This is a genomic window from Reichenbachiella sp. MSK19-1, assembly GCF_003590315.1.
Taxonomy (GTDB): domain Bacteria; phylum Bacteroidota; class Bacteroidia; order Cytophagales; family Cyclobacteriaceae; genus Reichenbachiella; species Reichenbachiella agariperforans.
Genome location: NZ_MIER01000021.1, coordinates 1 through 16,796, shown reverse-complemented (window position 1 = coordinate 16,796; position 16,796 = coordinate 1). Strand labels below are relative to the sequence as shown.

The 16,796-nt window shown below is 42.1% G+C and carries 14 protein-coding genes and 1 rRNA gene; 7 read left to right on the top strand and 8 right to left on the bottom strand.

The features are described from left to right. Positions 1 to 15 precede the first annotated feature (15 nt). On the bottom strand, positions 16 to 1,188 hold the full coding sequence (locus BGP76_RS17985; protein ID WP_119845718.1) for a porin: 1,173 nt from the start codon (positions 1,186 to 1,188) through the stop codon (positions 16 to 18). Positions 1,189 to 1,217: 29 nt separating this feature from the next. Further along, entirely contained in the window at positions 1,218 to 2,609 is a 1,392-nt protein-coding gene (locus BGP76_RS17980; RefSeq protein WP_119845717.1) for an aldehyde dehydrogenase family protein, read from the bottom strand. Positions 2,610 to 2,860: 251 nt separating this feature from the next. On the opposite strand from BGP76_RS17980, the gene BGP76_RS17975 reads away from it, so the two are divergent. Then, positions 2,861 to 3,751 (top strand): sterol desaturase family protein, encoded by an 891-nt coding sequence (locus BGP76_RS17975; protein ID WP_119845716.1) that lies wholly within the window; start codon positions 2,861 to 2,863, stop codon positions 3,749 to 3,751. Here BGP76_RS17975 and BGP76_RS17970 read toward each other — a convergent pair. Beyond that, the gene (locus BGP76_RS17970; protein ID WP_119845715.1) at positions 3,685 to 4,968 is read right to left on the bottom strand and encodes a type IX secretion system plug protein domain-containing protein; all 1,284 of its coding nucleotides are present in this window, start codon (positions 4,966 to 4,968) and stop codon (positions 3,685 to 3,687) included. The genes BGP76_RS17975 and BGP76_RS17970 overlap by 67 nt on opposite strands. 134 nt (positions 4,969 to 5,102) lie before the next feature. On the opposite strand from BGP76_RS17970, the gene BGP76_RS17965 reads away from it, so the two are divergent. The 3 genes from BGP76_RS17965 (at position 5,103) to BGP76_RS17955 (ending at position 8,391) form a co-directional block, all read left to right on the top strand. Beyond that, the gene (locus BGP76_RS17965) at positions 5,103 to 5,651 is read left to right on the top strand and encodes an RNA polymerase sigma factor (RefSeq protein WP_119845714.1); all 549 of its coding nucleotides are present in this window, start codon (positions 5,103 to 5,105) and stop codon (positions 5,649 to 5,651) included. Further along, complete coding sequence (locus BGP76_RS17960; protein ID WP_119845713.1) at positions 5,638 to 7,002, top strand: hypothetical protein; 1,365 nt, start codon at positions 5,638 to 5,640, stop codon at positions 7,000 to 7,002. The genes BGP76_RS17965 and BGP76_RS17960 overlap by 14 nt, the downstream gene beginning before the upstream one ends. A gap of 222 nt (positions 7,003 to 7,224) precedes the next feature. After that, positions 7,225 to 8,391: an aminotransferase class V-fold PLP-dependent enzyme gene (locus tag BGP76_RS17955; protein WP_119845712.1), complete on the top strand. Its 1,167-nt coding sequence runs from the start codon at positions 7,225 to 7,227 to the stop codon at positions 8,389 to 8,391. On the opposite strand, the gene BGP76_RS17950 is transcribed toward BGP76_RS17955, so the two are convergent. Both BGP76_RS17950 and BGP76_RS17945 read right to left on the bottom strand, forming a co-directional pair. Then, positions 8,388 to 9,932 carry an OmpA family protein gene (locus BGP76_RS17950; protein ID WP_119845711.1) on the bottom strand — a complete coding sequence of 515 codons (1,545 nt, stop codon included), beginning with the start codon at positions 9,930 to 9,932 and terminating at the stop codon, positions 8,388 to 8,390. The two genes, BGP76_RS17955 and BGP76_RS17950, sit on opposite strands and share 4 nt — an antisense overlap. A gap of 209 nt (positions 9,933 to 10,141) precedes the next feature. Further along, entirely contained in the window at positions 10,142 to 11,458 is a 1,317-nt protein-coding gene (locus BGP76_RS17945; RefSeq protein ID WP_119845710.1) for a serine hydrolase, read from the bottom strand. Between the two features lie 161 nt (positions 11,459 to 11,619). Here BGP76_RS17945 and rpsT point away from each other — a divergent pair, with 161 nt between their 5' ends. The 3 genes from rpsT to BGP76_RS17930 all read left to right on the top strand — a co-directional run bounded on the left by rpsT (position 11,620) and on the right by BGP76_RS17930 (position 13,314). Beyond that, a complete protein-coding gene (gene rpsT, locus BGP76_RS17940) occupies positions 11,620 to 11,871 on the top strand; it encodes a 30S ribosomal protein S20 (RefSeq protein ID WP_073125411.1) in 252 nt (83 codons plus the stop codon). A 115-nt stretch (positions 11,872 to 11,986) separates the two neighbouring features. Further along, positions 11,987 to 12,682: a DNA repair protein RadC gene (radC, locus tag BGP76_RS17935; RefSeq protein ID WP_073125414.1), complete on the top strand. Its 696-nt coding sequence runs from the start codon at positions 11,987 to 11,989 to the stop codon at positions 12,680 to 12,682. A gap of 2 nt (positions 12,683 to 12,684) precedes the next feature. Further along, positions 12,685 to 13,314 carry a DUF1684 domain-containing protein gene (locus tag BGP76_RS17930; protein WP_119845709.1) on the top strand — a complete coding sequence of 210 codons (630 nt, stop codon included), beginning with the start codon at positions 12,685 to 12,687 and terminating at the stop codon, positions 13,312 to 13,314. Here BGP76_RS17930 and BGP76_RS17925 read toward each other — a convergent pair. From BGP76_RS17925 to rrf, 3 genes are all read right to left on the bottom strand, one after another. Next, positions 13,297 to 16,038, bottom strand: coding sequence for a M48 family metallopeptidase (locus BGP76_RS17925; protein ID WP_119845708.1), 2,742 nt, complete (start codon positions 16,036 to 16,038; stop codon positions 13,297 to 13,299). The genes BGP76_RS17930 and BGP76_RS17925 overlap by 18 nt on opposite strands. A gap of 4 nt (positions 16,039 to 16,042) precedes the next feature. After that, the gene (gatC, locus tag BGP76_RS17920) at positions 16,043 to 16,330 is read right to left on the bottom strand and encodes an Asp-tRNA(Asn)/Glu-tRNA(Gln) amidotransferase subunit GatC (protein ID WP_073125423.1); all 288 of its coding nucleotides are present in this window, start codon (positions 16,328 to 16,330) and stop codon (positions 16,043 to 16,045) included. Between the two features lie 338 nt (positions 16,331 to 16,668). Then, positions 16,669 to 16,780, bottom strand: a 5S ribosomal RNA gene (gene rrf, locus BGP76_RS17915). Positions 16,781 to 16,796 lie beyond the last annotated feature (16 nt).

The window sequence follows — 16,796 nt, the reverse complement described above, 5'->3', positions numbered from 1 at the left end:
AGAGAAGCTGCCTAACTAGAAAGACACATCCCATTGTACTCTAGCTCTGAGTCCATCATCGTTAGGATTGAAATCAATATTGTTCAGGAACGAAAAATCAAAGGTCAGCTTGTTTCTATGTCCCGAAAAAAACCAATTGCACCCCAGAGTCAATTCAGTCGTTTTTTCTTCCCAGGCGTCACTATAACTCACCATTGAATACCGTGCGATCAGTTCGAGCGGCTCAGGCACAAACGAGATCAACTCACTCAAAAAATACCCTGCCATCAGATAACCTCCGTACAAATCCGTCTGTACTCCATTGACCTGATCATCGATAGTCTTAATGTGATTCTCGTTCATCAGCGAAAACCCCTTGTACTTGTACATCAGTTCTACACCCAGTTGATTGATCTGATACTGTCGAGACAGTCCCGGCGAAAACCCTGGCAACTCACCACCTCCAGAACTGGAAAAGCTCGTATAGGCGCTTTGATTAGTCGCTGCAGACACTGCCAAAAAACCCTTTGACACCTGTGACCGCTCCAAATCGCCAAAAGACATCTTGGCCTGTGTCCTAGAAAAATTCCATTGATAACGTGCTAGCCAGAGGTAATCGTTGCTCTCGTTGACTGCTCCCCGACCCGTACCGTTAAACACCCCGACGTGATACATGCTCGAACCAACCTGTCCATCGAATAACTCTCCCTGAATCATCGCACCGATCTGTCTATCGAATGTAAAATAGCGGTTGGCAATCGAACGATCCACAAACTGCTGTTTACCTGAAGACACGTATCGTTCCGTATTGTAATTTATTTTCCACTGGCCTATTTTGACCTGTAGCCCCTTGTACTTATCTATCGTCATCACCCAGTTCATGAGATTATTAGAGGGGAAGTCGTACTCTAAATAATACTTCAAGTAAGGTTGATAGACATGCCCTCCTACTTTCAAACGAGCCCGCTGCAATGCAAACGTACTGTTAACGTTATCTTCATCTTGGACATAAAAACCTGTCTGCTGTCCCGATATCCCAGCAAAACGAAACTGCAGTCTCCACTCCAGCGTCATGAGGTAGTTTTCTCCATAGCTCAGCTCCCACCCCTTCCCTCCATACCGAAGGTTAGGCTCTGGAACATTGTCCTCTTGTGCTACCAAGGAAAGTACAGAAACCAATAGTAACATCATGAGTAAGGTCTGTTTCATCCTGTATCAGATTAGGTAGTTTCCAAAGATTATAGTACATCACTTTTAATCACCATTAGCTTTTCACGAGTCATGTCATGCATGGAGTGTGGTATGCTACCTATCCCCAGCCCTGACTTATCTCGTCCCCCGAAAGGCATCCAATCTACCCGAAATGCCGTGTGATCGTTGACCATCACTGCGGTTGCATTCAGTTTCTTTACTGTATCTAATGCCACATCGATATGTTGAGTATATACCGATGCCTGAAAAGCATAATCGAGCGAATTGGCTCTAGCAATGGCCTCCTCTCGGTTCGAATAACTGTAAAAACATACTACAGGCCCAAACACTTCGTCCGTAGAAACTCTTATGTCCTCTGGAGGGTTGAGCAAAATAGTCGGTGCATAGCAGGTATCTGATATCTTCTCACCACCACAGATTACTTTTGCACCCACATTTTTGGCCTCCGTGACCCATTCATGTACACGATCGACTTCCTCAGGCTTAATCAACGGCCCCACTTCGGTCTCCTCAGACACAGGGTTACCTATTTTCAAGCTTCTAGCAAGCGTATCCATCTCGTTGACCACCTCATCCATAATAGACTCATGGACAAACACGCGCTGAACAGATACACAGACCTGACCCGCATGGTAGAAACTGCCTTTGGTAAGGCCCGTTATCATGGATTTAACATCCGTATCAGGCTCTACAATCACGGGTGCTACTCCACCATGCTCCAGAGCACAACGTGTCCCTGGTGCCAACCGAGCGCGCAAGCCCCAACCAACTTTTGCTGACCCGATGAAGGAAAAGAAATTCACCTTTGGGCTCGTCACAAGCTGTTCTGCAACCTCACGATCACAAACCATCGTAGTACACCATCCTGCAGGCAACCCCGCTACGTCATAGATATCCTGCATCATCAGACAACTCAACGGTGTGGTAGAAGCAGGTTTGATAATCACAGGTGACCCTACCGCTATCGCAGGAATCGTCTGATGGACAAACAAATTGATGGGATGATTGAAAGCACTAACCGAAGCAACTACTCCAATCGGTTCTCTCATGGTGTATGCCATTCGATTGACCGATGCAGCAGTCTGTCCCATTGGCACTTCTTGTCCTCCCTGATGCCCCAAGTTCTCTATCGCCAACTTGACGCCATTGATCGCTCGATCCATCTCCACTTTTGTATCCTTGAGTGGTTTACCTCCCTCTTGCGCGGATTGAAAAACGATTTCGTCGTAGCGCTCCTCCATCAGAAAAGCTATGTCTTCTAAAATCTTAATTCGCTCATGCTTGGCGAGCCATTGCGAACGGTCTTCATACAAGTCATGCGCTCGGTCAATGGCCGCTTGCATCTCAGCAGCAGATTTCAATGGAATTTCTTTGATCAATGACTGATCATACGGGGCGTATACTTTTAAAGTTGACATGTTACAGGTGTTTAAAAATAACTGGTTAATAATTCAATTTCGACACAAAAACCTCAAATAGAAGTTATTGCATCTATACTTTTCACGATCAAAACAGAAGTTTGTTCCCTCAAAAAAATTGCTTTAACACCATGAGGTTTGAAAATTTCAAGTTAAGCATTAACCCAGAAAAGACAAATCCATCCAGATCAAATCCCCATTAACAAAACAAGTCAAAAAATGGTTAGATTTATTGTCTAAACAGCATTGATATGGAAGCAATATTGGAATTCTTCTCTCAGGTCCCTACCTGGTTTAGAGCCTCTATTCTGATAGGAGGACTAGTGATATTTTGGATACTCGAAGGAGTTCTCCCTCTTTTTCAATTTCCCTACCAAAAAATAAAACACGCTGGAACCAATCTTTTCCTCACACTCACAACGATGATCGTAGGGTTCGGGATGGCTGGGCTGTTACTCTTGGCTGCTGATTTTGTAGCTTCTCGACAGATCGGGCTGCTCTATATCTTCGACATGCCACTCTGGCTACAAGTCATCGTAGGTATACTACTCATGGATGCAATAGGTGCCTATCTGGTACACCTAGTAGAGCACAAAGTAAAATGGATGTGGAAATTTCATCTCGTACATCATAGCGATACGACCATAGATGTGACATCTGGCCTACGACATCATCCGGGCGAGACGGTCTTCCGAGTTTCTTTCACTATTTTGGCTGTCATGATTATCGGCGCACCTATAGGGTTGGTGATGCTCTACCAAAGCTTGTCTGTTTTATTTGCTCACCTGACACATGCCAACACACCGATATTCGGACTTAAAATAGACAAAGCACTTAGTTACATTTTCGTTACACCCAACATGCACAAGGTTCACCACCATTACCAGCAGCCTTGGACAGATACTAACTATGGCAATATCTTTTCGATCTGGGACAGGTTATTCGGAACATTCATCTATGTAGAGGAGATGACACAGATACGCTACGGCATAGATACACACATGGATCCTCAGGAAAACGAAAAACTAAGCAACCTACTCGCCATACCCTTCCAAAAGTACCGCGAACCGATCAATCAGAATTCGGTTTCGACGGAAGTGTACCCAACGACACGGTCTGCCAAATCCGTAAATCCACGGTAATAGACGATGATTTCATAGTCATTTTGTGTCTGGTAAAACGACCCTTCAAACCGGTATGGATTCTCACCATCCACCCAATACATATAGTCATAAAAACCCTGCTTTAGTAGTGTCTCTGCTTGATAGGATTGCGATTGTGCATTGTAGGTCAGGCGACTGAACTGATCCTTTCTCCAATTGTTAAACGCGCCAATCACATAGATATCCTCTGGGATTTTTTGCACTGCGAGATCAAAATGCACATTGATATAGTCCGCTTGCAGATAACTCGCCGCTGCTTCATTGGTGGTGATATAAAAACTCCCATTCATATCCATGCTGTGTGAATACACCGACTGATTACGGCTTTTGTCCCTCATCACATAAGCGTCAATGCTACGAGCCCCTTTGTCTACTCGCCCGACATTCATTCCTCTAAAATTGTACACTCGGATATCGAAAAAACGGAACTCATTGCCACCACGAAAATCATTCTCAGCATTGAAGTGCCTGTATTCTAACTTAGAAGCTGCTTGATTGATACTTGTGGGCAGAAGGCCTTGGACTGCATTGTCCCAGCGGTGGTTTTGGAGCAGTACGATTTTGAAATCCGACATAGGGTTATTCACCTGTAACGATGGATAAGACAATGCAAAATCAATCTGCTGATTGGTCTGTCTGTATCTGACACTTGTCGAGGAACGTAGCCCTGGATCCAGATTGACCAACTGCTCATAGACGATAAACCGTCTCGTCAAAACTACCTCATCTGGTCGGCTGTCATGATAGACCTGCACTATATAATTACCAGAGACCTTCACCTTTGGCATTTTCATCCAGTAGTTGACATAGAGCTGTAGCGTATTTTCGGAGTAGTCAAAGTCTCGAAGATCAAAAGTGTTATAATCGTACAGAAACTCGATATCATTGAGAACAGATTGTGTCCAGTCTGCATTACAATGGATAATTTTGGCTTGAAGATTGTCATACTCTTCTGTGAGCATATCGAACTGCAGCATCAGTTCGGTCGTCTGCTGAAGATGAACGATAGGAGGTTGCATTTCCTGGTTGCCGACATTGAGTATCGGGTAGAGCTGTACGACACCTACTGCTTTGTCATATTTTTTATTTTCATAGACTTCCCCATTTTGGGCTGCCCCATGAAAACACTGAAGGGTGAACCACAAAAACAGTACGAAATGAAGAGTAAAATGTCTTCGGTTACTAATCTGAATCATGCACCAATGATAATACGCCTTGGACTTGAAGAGGAATATTCTGAAGAAAAATTTATTTCTAGGTCGTCCTTCCAACCAAAACAGAAATGGTCGTGTCTTAAGAGCGAACCAAAAACATCCATAAGACTGCTTGAATGACGCTAGATGAAAAACAACTGATTAAAGGCTGCCTAAAAGGTGACCGACATGCACAGGAGAGCCTGTATCAGCAGTTTGCATCGCAGATGTATGTGATCTGTCTGCGCTATACCAAAGCTCAGCAAGAAGCAGAAGATGTGTTGCAGGAGTCGTTTATCAAAGTGTATAAACAGTTGAAGAATTTCAAAGGCAATTCGTCTCTCTTTTTTTGGATCAAAAGAATCGTCATCAACACTGCACTGAATCATCAGCGTAGCAAACTCTACCTCTACCCCATGGTGGACATAGAGGATCTGAGTCAGACGAGAACGACTCCAACCAATCTATCAGAATACAGCATGGATGAATTGCTGCAGATGATAAAAGAACTACCTCAGAGTAGTCAGGTAATTTTTAACCTATATGCGATAGAGGGATACAAACACAGAGAAATAGCAGAGATGCTAGAAATCAACGAAGGGACGTCAAAATCCCAATATGCACGAGCCAAACAGCTCCTGCAAGACAAAATGCAAGAAACGAAAAAGAACTATGGACGAGGCTGATAAATCATTCGAGCAACAGTGGGGAGCTGCCTTTGACCAAGCAGCACAAACACCGCCTAAGCACGTATGGGTGGCTATCGATGGTCAGCTCGCCCATGCAGAAGCCAACCAGTACAAGAAACGCTTAGTAGTCTACCAATGGTCCGCAGCGGCAGCCGTACTCCTTCTAATCATATCAGGTATAGGCTACTGGGGAAGAGATTGGGACAATGCAGCGATGCAAGCCCATGATCCCGCTCCAGAATCAACCCCGGCTATTCGATCAACCCCTAGCATTACACAAGCAGAAAACCCTGTACCCACAGGTGTCACACGCACTGTGGGGCAACCACTCGTATTGGAACCCTTACGAGGAAAATCTAACCCAAAAGCAAGTAAGCCGATCAGCCCATCGATCCAATTGCCCCTCATAGACGAAACTATACCTAGTTCAGAAGTGAAGGCCGGTTTTAGAACACGAACAGCCCATATAAATGAAATGGTTCAGCTCACCAACATACCAGTGGAACTGGACCCTACACTAGTACCTAATGCACTACCTGTACATCTCTATGGCGTACCGAACACTGCATTTATGCAAGAAGAGTCCAAGCAGCAGCTTTGGGCTGGAGTGAGCATGTCGTCAGGCAGTTTTGACCCAGCCTTTAAATCTAGCAGTACTGCAAACCAAGCCATGTCCAGCCCTATTATGGATAGTCAAAATCAATTCACCTCTTCGGCACTTAACTCTAACGCACTCAGCAAAGCACCGCTCCAGTATGACCCTGGCTACTCCATCTCGGCTGGCCTGAACGTTGGCAAACGCCTAAAAAATAGAATCATTCTTAGTACAGGGGTTCACTACCAGTCCTTTAACACAGCCGATGCAGAGACAGTAGTACTCCAACAGGGGGGCGATTACTATGCACTGACAGGCAGTGAGTCTGATGCTGTGCTATTGGATCAGTCTCGTATGGAAGCCGTAGATGTAGCTGAAGAAGAAGCTTCGTTGAGCAACGCATACCAATACATGAGCATCCCTGTCAAAGCGGGCTATATTCTACTGGATCAGCGATTCAATATTATCCTGAACACAGGACTGTCTTCCAATTTCTTGATTGATGCAACGCTGCGAGATCATAATAATGACCAAGCATTAAGCAACGATTTTGATACCAGTAGCAACTACGAATCGGTCTATTTCAACTTCATGACCAGTATCGAATTTGGTTATGTCGTTTTTAGGAAGTATCAAATCACACTAGAACCGAATTACAATCAGGCACTAACAAATTTCACCAACTCTAATAACACAACCCAAGGCAAACCTACCAACCTGGGCATTGCCTTTGGATTAAAATACAACTTCTAAGCCCATGAAAACAAAGACCCAACAAGAACACGAGCTCCGTGAGCTCAGAAAGATCATTATCCTAGGTACACTCATTGTCATCATGCTGTCCATCCTATCACAGGGCTAAAATGCGTTTGCGTAGTAAACTACCTCGACAGGTTAACGGCCTGCAATTAAAGTCTTGACCAAGGACTGGTAGATGACAGGATCATTGAGTAATTTGAGTTCAAACCCAAGTCGATGAACTACAAACACCTTTACTCCAAGAGCCTAGATGCCATAGGGGCTAAACTGCATATTGCATCGCACAGTCATCACCTATGGCCTGACTGTGTAATGGCTGCTCAGAACCAGTATATTTTAGATGCCTTCACATGGGCAGACGAAAAGTGGAGTAAAGCTGTAGCACCATTGGAATCCAAACTCCAAACCCAACTGGCAGACCTACTATCAATTGATTCTCCTAACCAAATTTGTTTTGCACCGAATGTACATACGCTGTTTTTTCGTTTGGTCTCTTGCTTTGACCTCACAGCACCACTGCGTATCCTGACGACCGATTCGGAGTTCTATAGCTTCTCGCGTCAAGCACAGCGTCTCGGGGAGTACGAACATATCGATATTACCGAAATCCCAACGCTGCCCTTTGCGTCCTTCAAAGAGCGAATCTTAGCCGCTATCCAAAACCGGCGGTACAACATGATCTATATCAGTCAAGTATTTTTCAACTCAGGTTTAGCAGTCTTTTTTTTGGGAGAGATCATCGAGGCATGTCCAGAGGAGACCATGATAGTCGTGGACGGTTATCATGGTTTTGGGGCAATCCCCACCGACCTATCTCTCTACCAAGACAGGATTTTCTACCTAGCAGGAGGATACAAATACTTACAATCTGGAGAAGGAGTTTGTTTCATGACCGTACCGAGAAGCGCTAATCAATATCGACCGTTGTACACTGGCTGGTTCGCAGAGTTTGATTCCCTAGATCAGCACGAGCGATCCGTCAACTATGCCCCAGATGCACGGAGGTTTCTGGGTGCTACGACTGACCCCTCAGGGCTCTACCGCATGCACAGTGTCCTAAACCTCTGGCAAGAACACCAACTTTCGGTTTCGCAAATTCATGCCTACGTTCAGCAGTTACAAGAGTACTTCTTGTCGAAAGTCACACAGCAGGGCTTGTTTGGTCTATCAACTGACGCTCTGATTCATGTGCAAGAGAAAAGTGCGAGCTACGGACATTTCTTAACTTTTAGAACACCTGATGCACTCAGTATCCAAAACAAACTAAGACAACTAGATATCATCACAGATAGTCGGGAAGATCGATTGCGGTTTGGGTTTGGGCTATATCAGGAGACTAGTGATATAGATCAACTATTCCAGCGAATAGCTGATCAGGACTAATTCTTTTTATGGATCGTAAACTCTACTCGTCTGTTAAGTTTACGCGACTCTGCATTGGCATTACTTGCTCTAGGCTGCATCCCTCCAAACCCTTTTCCACTGATACGATCAACTGACACGCCATGATCGATCAGGTATTTCTCTACAGTCTTGACACGATCTTCACTAAGTTCCAAATTGAGCTCTGCTTTACCTTGATTATCTGTATGTCCTGATAAGAAAATCGTAATCTCAGGGTTGTATTTCATCATCTCTACGACGAGATCAAGCTCTTTTTCAGAGCCTTCAATGAGTTCGCTCTTGCCCTGTTTGAACAATACATGATCCAATGAGACCGTAGCTCCATCGATCACTGGATGTAAATAAAATGAATACAAAGTATCCTCCTTGAGTGCCTCGGTTATGTTCAGTTCCAACTCCCCCGTCATATATCGAAACGCACGCGCTTTGATATCATACTGCTCACCTTCTGGAGCATGTGCGGTATACTGCCCCATGCGATTGGTTCGACCCTTTTTCACCACATTAATCGGAGTAGTCGTGATTTCTATCTCTGCACCCACGATGACTCGACGTGTCACCGCATCTCTCACTTCAGCTTTGATCGGGATACTTTTCTCTTCCTTTGCGATTACTCGAGCTTCTTCTTTCTCTTCTGGTGCAGCCTTTTCGATTGACATAGCGACTTGAACCTGCTTTAAATCACCGTACCCATCACTGTTCTGCGTGCTGATCAAATAGGCGTATTCCTTCTCAGTAGGCAACACAAAAGAACTTTCCCATCCTTCAGTATTTACACGAGAGCCCAAATTTACAGGTGCTGACCAGTTGAGCCAGGTATCGTCTAGCCGCTTGGACATAAAGACATCAAAACTCCCTTCTCCACCGTGTCCGTTGGACGAAAAGAAAAGGGTCTTGTTATCAGAAGCTAAGTATGGGGTTATTTCTTGATTCGCGGTATTAAGTACTGAACCTAAGTTTTTGGGAGATGACCACTTCCCGTCAGACTTCAGTTGGCTGATGTACAAATCTTCAACACCATACGTTCCAAAAGACTCCATCCCAAATAACATATACCTAGCGTCATCAGAAACGCTCGCTGTAAATATTTCTCCATTATTCTTGAAATACTCCACCTCTACAGGATCAGACTCAAACCACCGTCCACTTACCCTAAAATAAGAAATCAACCCCTTATCGGTATTCAACAGAATACGTCTTTCAATATCCAAAAAGCCTATCATCTGGTTCAGGCCTGAAGTATTCAACTCACTAATATTTTCGGGTTCGGACCAGGTCCCATCTAACTGATGTTCACTCACCCAAACATCTCCTGGATCATCAATCCCTCCAACATTTCCAGGGTGATTTTTCCTCGTAAAGTACAATTGGCTTTCGTCGGGGCTCATGACTACTGATGACTCATCATAGGAACTGTTCAAGATAGGACCTAAAGAAATTTGATCACTATACACTTCTATCTGAGCCGAACTCATCAACGCATGGATCATGCCTATCACCAGAACAAAAATTTTCCTCATAATCAAATCCGTTAATCCGTAAAAATGCCATTCTCTTTCATCAATTCCAATTTAGACTCCCCGTTACAGTTTTCTGTTTTGTAATTATTCGAAGGAAATTTTGCACTTTACTATTTTATTACACTTTTTTTAGTTACTTTTAATTCGGACATATTAATTACCTATACAATACTTCTCAGAAGTCAAGTAAGCAAAATCCTGAAGCCAGTTCAGGATTTTTGTTTTTCAAGCAATTCATAGACCAAAGTGTGAATATTAGGCCTAACATTCAGTTCATATATTTTTCGATTGTCTCTAGAAGGGTAAACTCTATTAGATAGAAAGATAAACAACAACTCGTTTTCAGGATCCATCCATACAAACGTTCCCGTATACCCAGAGTGTCCATAACTTCTCGGGCTAGCTGCTTTGGCCACACTGCTTTTGATAGAGTCATAAGTGATGAGCGGCTTATCAAACCCCAACCCTCTCCGGTTATCCAAATCACAATATTGGCATCTTGTAAATTCTTCAATCACCGAATCACTCAGATATTCTTTGCCATCATAACTGCCTCCATTTAGCCACATCTGCATCACTTTGGCGAGATCCCACGAATTACTAAACAAACCAGCGTTTCCCGATACTCCTTGCATCATAGCCGCTCCTTCGTCATGCACCACTCCATGTAGAGGGGTCATTCTGAAAAAAGAATCTATTTCGGTCGGGACTATTTTATCTATAGGATAGTTATCCAAGGGTTCAAAGCCTAGTGTACTTGCCCCTATTGGGTTATAAAATGTATAGGATAGATATTGATCAAACGACAATCCACTAATTCGCTCTATCAACTCAGGAAACAAATAAAAAGACAATCCAGAATAAACATAAGCTTCTTCTTCATACAATTTGGATCGTTTGATCATACGGCGAATTTTTTTATCATAATAATCCTTGTACAAAAACAACTCCGAGCCAGGGATGCGATTTGGATAATTCTCCGAGGAGTCAGCACTAATAGTCCTTCGACGGTATCTCCCGTTTCTCCGCTGAGAAACCTGATAATATGGAATCCAGCTCTTTATACCTGCTTGATGTGCTAAGACTTTTCTCAAAGTAAGATCTCGCTTATTTGACCTTTTCAAATCAGCAAAATAATAGCCTAATGTCTGATCCAGATCAATCAGTTCCTCATCATACATTTTCATTAGAGCCAACGTCGTAGCTGTTATTTTGGTAACAGATGCCAGATCATATATATCTGAATTAGCGACCATTCTAGTACTATCATAAGTATGAAAACCAAAGGATTGATGATAAAACACCTGTCCTCTTTGAGCCAATAATATCTGACAACCCGGAAATGCCCCTGCCTCGATCGCACCCGTAGCAATCGAATCGATACCTTGATACAAAGCCAACGAGTCGATACACAGAACCTCCGGATGTATAATTGACAATGTATCAGCGAACCCTATAGTCGGTAAATTTTGTGCGTACATCAGATTGCAATAGAAAGTCAATCCTATTAAAAAATATTTCTTCATAAATATCACTTCACTTTTGAAAGTCAAAGTTGGCTTATAAGCCCTTGATTTTCTTACTATTCAGCTAGATTAATAAATAATATAAATGCAAGTACTATTTTTATTTATATATAGAATCCCTACATTTGCAGTCCGAAATTAGAAAATAACAACTTTATATAATGGCGAATCACAAATCGGCTTTAAAAAGAATCAGGTCCAACGAGGCTAAGAGATTAAGAAACAGATATCAGAACAAAACAACTCGTACTTTTGTAAAGAGGTTGAAAAACACTACTGATAAAGCTGAAGCGCAAGAACTACTAAAAAAGGTGATTGGAATGATTGATAAATTGTCTAAAAACAATATCATTCACAAAAACAAAGCTGCTCACCAAAAGTCTCAGTTGACAAAATTTGTCGCTGCACTTTAATTAGTTCCGCTTATCAAGACACTATAGTCCTGGCTTAACTGTCAGGACTTTTTTTGTTTACTCTTTTGTATTGATCTCAAATAAGATATCTTTAGAGACAGCAAAACATATCTCTATGGAATATCCAACCAAGCTGACCATTAAAAAATGGGCAGAAGAAGACAGGCCTAGAGAAAAATTAATTTTAAAAGGGAGAGCAGCATTATCAGATGCCGAGTTAATAGCCATCTTGATAGGCAGTGGCACGAGAAATTCCTCTGCGGTTGAGTTGGCACAGCATATACTATCGAGTGTCAACCATAACCTTAATCAGCTTGCCAAACTATCACTCAACGAACTCAAGAAATTCAATGGTATAGGGGAAGCCAAAGCAATTTCGATTATCAGCTCACTGGAGCTAGGCAGAAGGAGAAAAGAAGCCGCACCAGAGAAAAGAGCTAAAATCACCTGCTCAGAAGATTTGTTTCTACTCATGAAACCACACATGTTGGATCTCATGCATGAGGAATTTTGGGTTATATATCTCAACCGAGCCAACAAAGTAATCAAACAAGAACGAATCAGTACTGGAGGAGTCACAGGCACAGTAGTGGATAGCAAAATCATCTTTAAACATGCTCTAGAAGAACTCGCATGTTCCATTATTCTGGTACACAATCATCCATCTGGCAACCTCAATCCCAGTGAAGAAGACATTAAACTCACTAAGAAAATTCAAACTGCTGGGCATGCACTAGAAATACCTGTACTAGATCACATGATCTTTACTGATCATGATTATTTTAGCTTCTCAGATAAAGCCATGATGTAGACATGAAAAAAATTATCCCTATTGCGGTCATTTGTGTTGTTCTCATATATCTACTAAGTAACTCCCACAAGACGCCATCTCAAGATGCCTACATAGAAGAAATCAACCAAGAGCGAATTGACAAAGACCAATTCCTGAGTACCTCATCGAATTCTCCATTCTACAGCTGGGGAGACACCGTCATACAACTCAAGTACTTCCCCATAGACGAAAGCTACAAGGTCATCGCAAAGGTCTCTCTCATCGAAGAAAACCGTGTCGTCACCTTAGGCAATTCAGATGGGAGTACAAGCACCTATCGTAAATATGCCGTTCTTACTTTTGACCTCAATGACCAAACACATAGTTTACTAGTGCTCAAAAATCTAAGTGATGGAGAAGGAAAACTGTTCACAGCTTTCGCTGATGAAACCAGTGCAGAAGAAACCTATGGAGCAGGTAGGTATTTAGATTTAGAATTCAACCGAGCCAAAAGAATCACATTGGACTTCAACCTAGCCTATAACCCATACTGCAATTACAACCATGAATACTCCTGCCCACTACCTCCAAAAGAAAATTTTCTCCACACCGAAGTACGTGCAGGCGAAAAGGATTATGAAAAAGAAAATCAACTAGTCCCAGGAGTTTAACTCCGATTCAACTTGGCTTTTTCTTGCTTCAAAATCTAATTCATAGCGCTGATACGCTTCTGCATCCAGAACATCTATCAAACGAATGACCGTGCCTTCCGCATAACTTATCAAGCCCATAGATAAACACTGGTCTATATACGCCATGATGAGTTCAGGAGAATACTCATTAACCCCGATAGACTGTCGCAGGATTTCATAAGCTCGATCCTTATCATTTCCCTTCTGATTAAAGAATTTAGCTGCCTGTAAAACGCCCTTCTCGAAAAAAGGATTATTTACTCCCAATCTCCCATATAAAATTGTAGCATCTTCTACTAGACCTTTATTCTGAGCTTCAGCAGCATGCTTGAGCAAATCTTCCCCCTGCGCAAAAACCTCAGTATTCTGATTCCATACAATTGGCTCTTTATCCAATGACTCTACCAACACCTCTAACTGGCTCCTTAGTGACGTCTTGGACGAATCTAATTCATTTAATTCCTTCCCTACCAAATATTGAGCAACCGACCGTTGACCAATCATAGCGTATGCCTGAGCCAAATCTGCGGTCGCCAGCGGATACGCATATTCTCTGGCAGATTCAAAATACCTCGCCGCTAATCTAGGTGCATTAAGCTCCATCGACCATTTCCCCAATAACATCTTCACATCTGGCAAAGCTTGAGATGACTTTTCGAAAGTATCATTCATCAAAACAAATGCATTACTCACATCACCAGTAGCATATAGATTCATCGCCTTAGTGACAGATAACTCATTCCTAAAAGCATCATTCCCTGAATACTCTAAAAAAGGATCAATAACACTGAGAAAGTCAGTTGTTCTGTTTTTAGCACACACCAACCCTAAATTTTTCAAATAGGCATAAGAAAATATATTCAGCTGCAAACTCATCTCCTCAATCAGCCCCATACTAGCATCTACCGAATCGCGATCTACCTGATTAGCCATCCAATTCGCTTGATGATCCAACCGACCACTTTTCTGTAACATGCCCTGTGACTTTCTCTCTGGACTCAATGCCCGAAATGCAAGCTTATTCGCGATCAATACATCCTTCTGCCAAAACACGGCATTAGTGTTCTGGTTCAAATAATAATCCGCTGAATCAGATAACTGAATACGCTCATACAACAATCCAAGATTATTATTCAATGCCCAACTGTCCGGAAACTGCTCCAATCCTGCCTGATAGGTAAATACTGCGTCAAAGAACAAACTACTTTGCTCATACAAAACGCCAAGACTAGCATAAGACTGTTCTGTGGGATTCTTCTTCGTAGCACTCTCCATCCAAACCATCTTCTGCTCATCCTTTTCTAACAGCTGTGCATACATATAATTGGATCGATGATTGGTATTAGACTGAGCTAATATATTTCCATATATCGCTCCTCTCCTGTAATATTCCTTAGCAGCGTCTCGATTCCCTTGCGTGAGGTTAAAGTCTGCTACAGTATTGAAATAACCAGAGACCGCTTGGTTAAACGGAGCATAATTAGAAGCAAAGAAAAATGCAGCTACAACAATAACTCCTGCCAACTTGGAGGTAGCATACGGAAAATTATCTTCCTTAAATGCTACGCGATAGATAGGAAGTCCCTTGAGTAAAAGGGTAATGAAATTGATCAGAATATAAATAAAAAACAACCCTCCCATTCCTATATGCCCAAAGACAATCGCATCTTCTATTGCCTCTAAAGCAGGGTCATTACTCTGAATCATCAAATACAGTATTGTTCCAAATGTCACTACTGCCATCGACAAATACACCACTAACGCCAAGGGTCTGAAAGGCATAACCCGGTGATAAAGCCCTTCTCTATCCCTCAAACCCCAAACACCTAAAACACTTGACAATCCCAACAACAAATAGGGATTAAAATAATAAATATCCCAATCGATGTAATTCGAGTTTCGCATAAAGACCAAAGCGACATTCAGCAAGTATAGCAATGAAAATACGATGAAATGAAGCCCATTTCCCTTAGATAAACCTTCACTAGCTGTACCTGTTGACACCACCAAAATAGCATACACTATCTCATGCCCTACGTATAGAGAAAAAACAGCAGACAGAATAATGCCAAGCCAATAACTCTGATATGCAACCTCTAAAAGTGCTGATTCATGAATAGAAAAAACGTGTATAACCGTTCCTATTAGAAAAAAAACAGCGCAGAAAAGTAAAAGGCGTCGGTAAAAAGAAACTGTAGTCCTAACTTCATGACAATAGTAAGCCAAGCTTATCAATATGATACTTATAGATGAAATAATGACCTGACTAGACAACCCAAACAAGGCAACATTGCCGACTCCACTAAAAGTCACCAAAAGGATCAATAAGCCAGCGCATACAATAAACCAGAAACGATTTAGAAAAGTAAAAACGGAAACACAAACCGCCAAAAGAAAATAAACTGCTAATGACCAAACAACAGTGTAGATAGAATTCAAAGACGAAAATGTACCGTGAACCTTTTGAAGCAAAACAAGCACATCGGTATTCACAGATGACTCAATTAAATTTGAGTGCTTTGAATAAACTTCCTCTGGAATCTTATTCAAAAACGCAGTAACATTCCAATCATACAACCAAGACACTTGGTTGAAATCCACAACGAATACTGCTATTATTAAACATAGGAGGCCTGAAAAGCAACCAAATAAAATAACTCTTTCTCTAAAACTCCAGCCCTTCCAAAAGAAAATCCCACTCATAGAACTAACCTAAAACCTTAGGAACTATAAAGTAGTTATCACCAGATTCAGGAGCATTTACAACTGCCTCTCCTTGTTCAAAATAGTTACTCGCACGATCCACACGTAGTTCAGAAACTTCTTCGTTTACACTAGCTAACGGAGCTACTTCACTCGTATCAATCTGATCCAGTTGCTCCACCCAATTCAATATGTCACCCAGCTGATCTCTCATCTTTTCTTCCTGCTCTGAGTTCAAATCAAGTCTAGCTAAATCAGCTAACTTCTGAACTGTTTTAATATCTATTGCCATTATGATAATTGTTACTTGGGCTTAAATTTAACGAATGTCATTGATGAGATAGCTAATAAACGTACATAAAACAGATCTCTCCGTATTCATGGGGAGAGGTCGTAGATCACTTCGTGATTCAAGATTCATTGTTCGAAATTCATTATTTTTTTCGTGAATAACCATCTCTTATAAGTCCTTGAGGTTAATTTGAATGATTGGACTAAAATATCGAACCCGTCTATCGAGTTTATTCCTCCAACTTTACCGACTGATCCAGTCTTTGAGCTAATATTTATGGATCAAAAAGTATAGACGAAAAAAAACCTTGACTACACTGTAATCAAGGTTTTGATAAAAACTGGCAACGACCTACTCTCCCACGTATTACCGGAGTACCATCGGCGCTGAGGGGCTTAACTTCTCTGTTCGGAATGGGAAGAGGTGGACACCCTCGCAATAGTCACCATAATGTCTTAATGAAATA

Bases quoted from the DNA above. Each gene is read 5' to 3' on its own strand.
- BGP76_RS17985 (WP_119845718.1), bottom strand. From the start codon at position 1,188: ATGAAACAGACCTTACTCATGATGTTACTATTGGTTTCTGTACTTTCC.
- BGP76_RS17925 (WP_119845708.1), bottom strand. From the start codon at position 16,038: ATGAGTGGGATTTTCTTTTGGAAGGGCTGGAGTTTTAGAGAAAGAGTT.
- BGP76_RS17980 (WP_119845717.1), bottom strand. From the start codon at position 2,609: ATGTCAACTTTAAAAGTATACGCCCCGTATGATCAGTCATTGATCAAA.
- BGP76_RS17955 (WP_119845712.1), top strand. From the start codon at position 7,225: ATGAACTACAAACACCTTTACTCCAAGAGCCTAGATGCCATAGGGGCT.
- BGP76_RS17970 (WP_119845715.1), bottom strand. From the start codon at position 4,968: ATGATTCAGATTAGTAACCGAAGACATTTTACTCTTCATTTCGTACTG.
- radC (WP_073125414.1), top strand. From the start codon at position 11,987: ATGGAATATCCAACCAAGCTGACCATTAAAAAATGGGCAGAAGAAGAC.
- BGP76_RS17960 (WP_119845713.1), top strand. From the start codon at position 5,638: ATGGACGAGGCTGATAAATCATTCGAGCAACAGTGGGGAGCTGCCTTT.
- gatC (WP_073125423.1), bottom strand. From the start codon at position 16,330: ATGGCAATAGATATTAAAACAGTTCAGAAGTTAGCTGATTTAGCTAGA.
- BGP76_RS17950 (WP_119845711.1), bottom strand. From the start codon at position 9,932: ATGAGGAAAATTTTTGTTCTGGTGATAGGCATGATCCATGCGTTGATG.
- BGP76_RS17975 (WP_119845716.1), top strand. From the start codon at position 2,861: ATGGAAGCAATATTGGAATTCTTCTCTCAGGTCCCTACCTGGTTTAGA.
- BGP76_RS17945 (WP_119845710.1), bottom strand. From the start codon at position 11,458: ATGAAGAAATATTTTTTAATAGGATTGACTTTCTATTGCAATCTGATG.
- BGP76_RS17930 (WP_119845709.1), top strand. From the start codon at position 12,685: ATGAAAAAAATTATCCCTATTGCGGTCATTTGTGTTGTTCTCATATAT.
- BGP76_RS17965 (WP_119845714.1), top strand. From the start codon at position 5,103: ATGACGCTAGATGAAAAACAACTGATTAAAGGCTGCCTAAAAGGTGAC.
- rpsT (WP_073125411.1), top strand. From the start codon at position 11,620: ATGGCGAATCACAAATCGGCTTTAAAAAGAATCAGGTCCAACGAGGCT.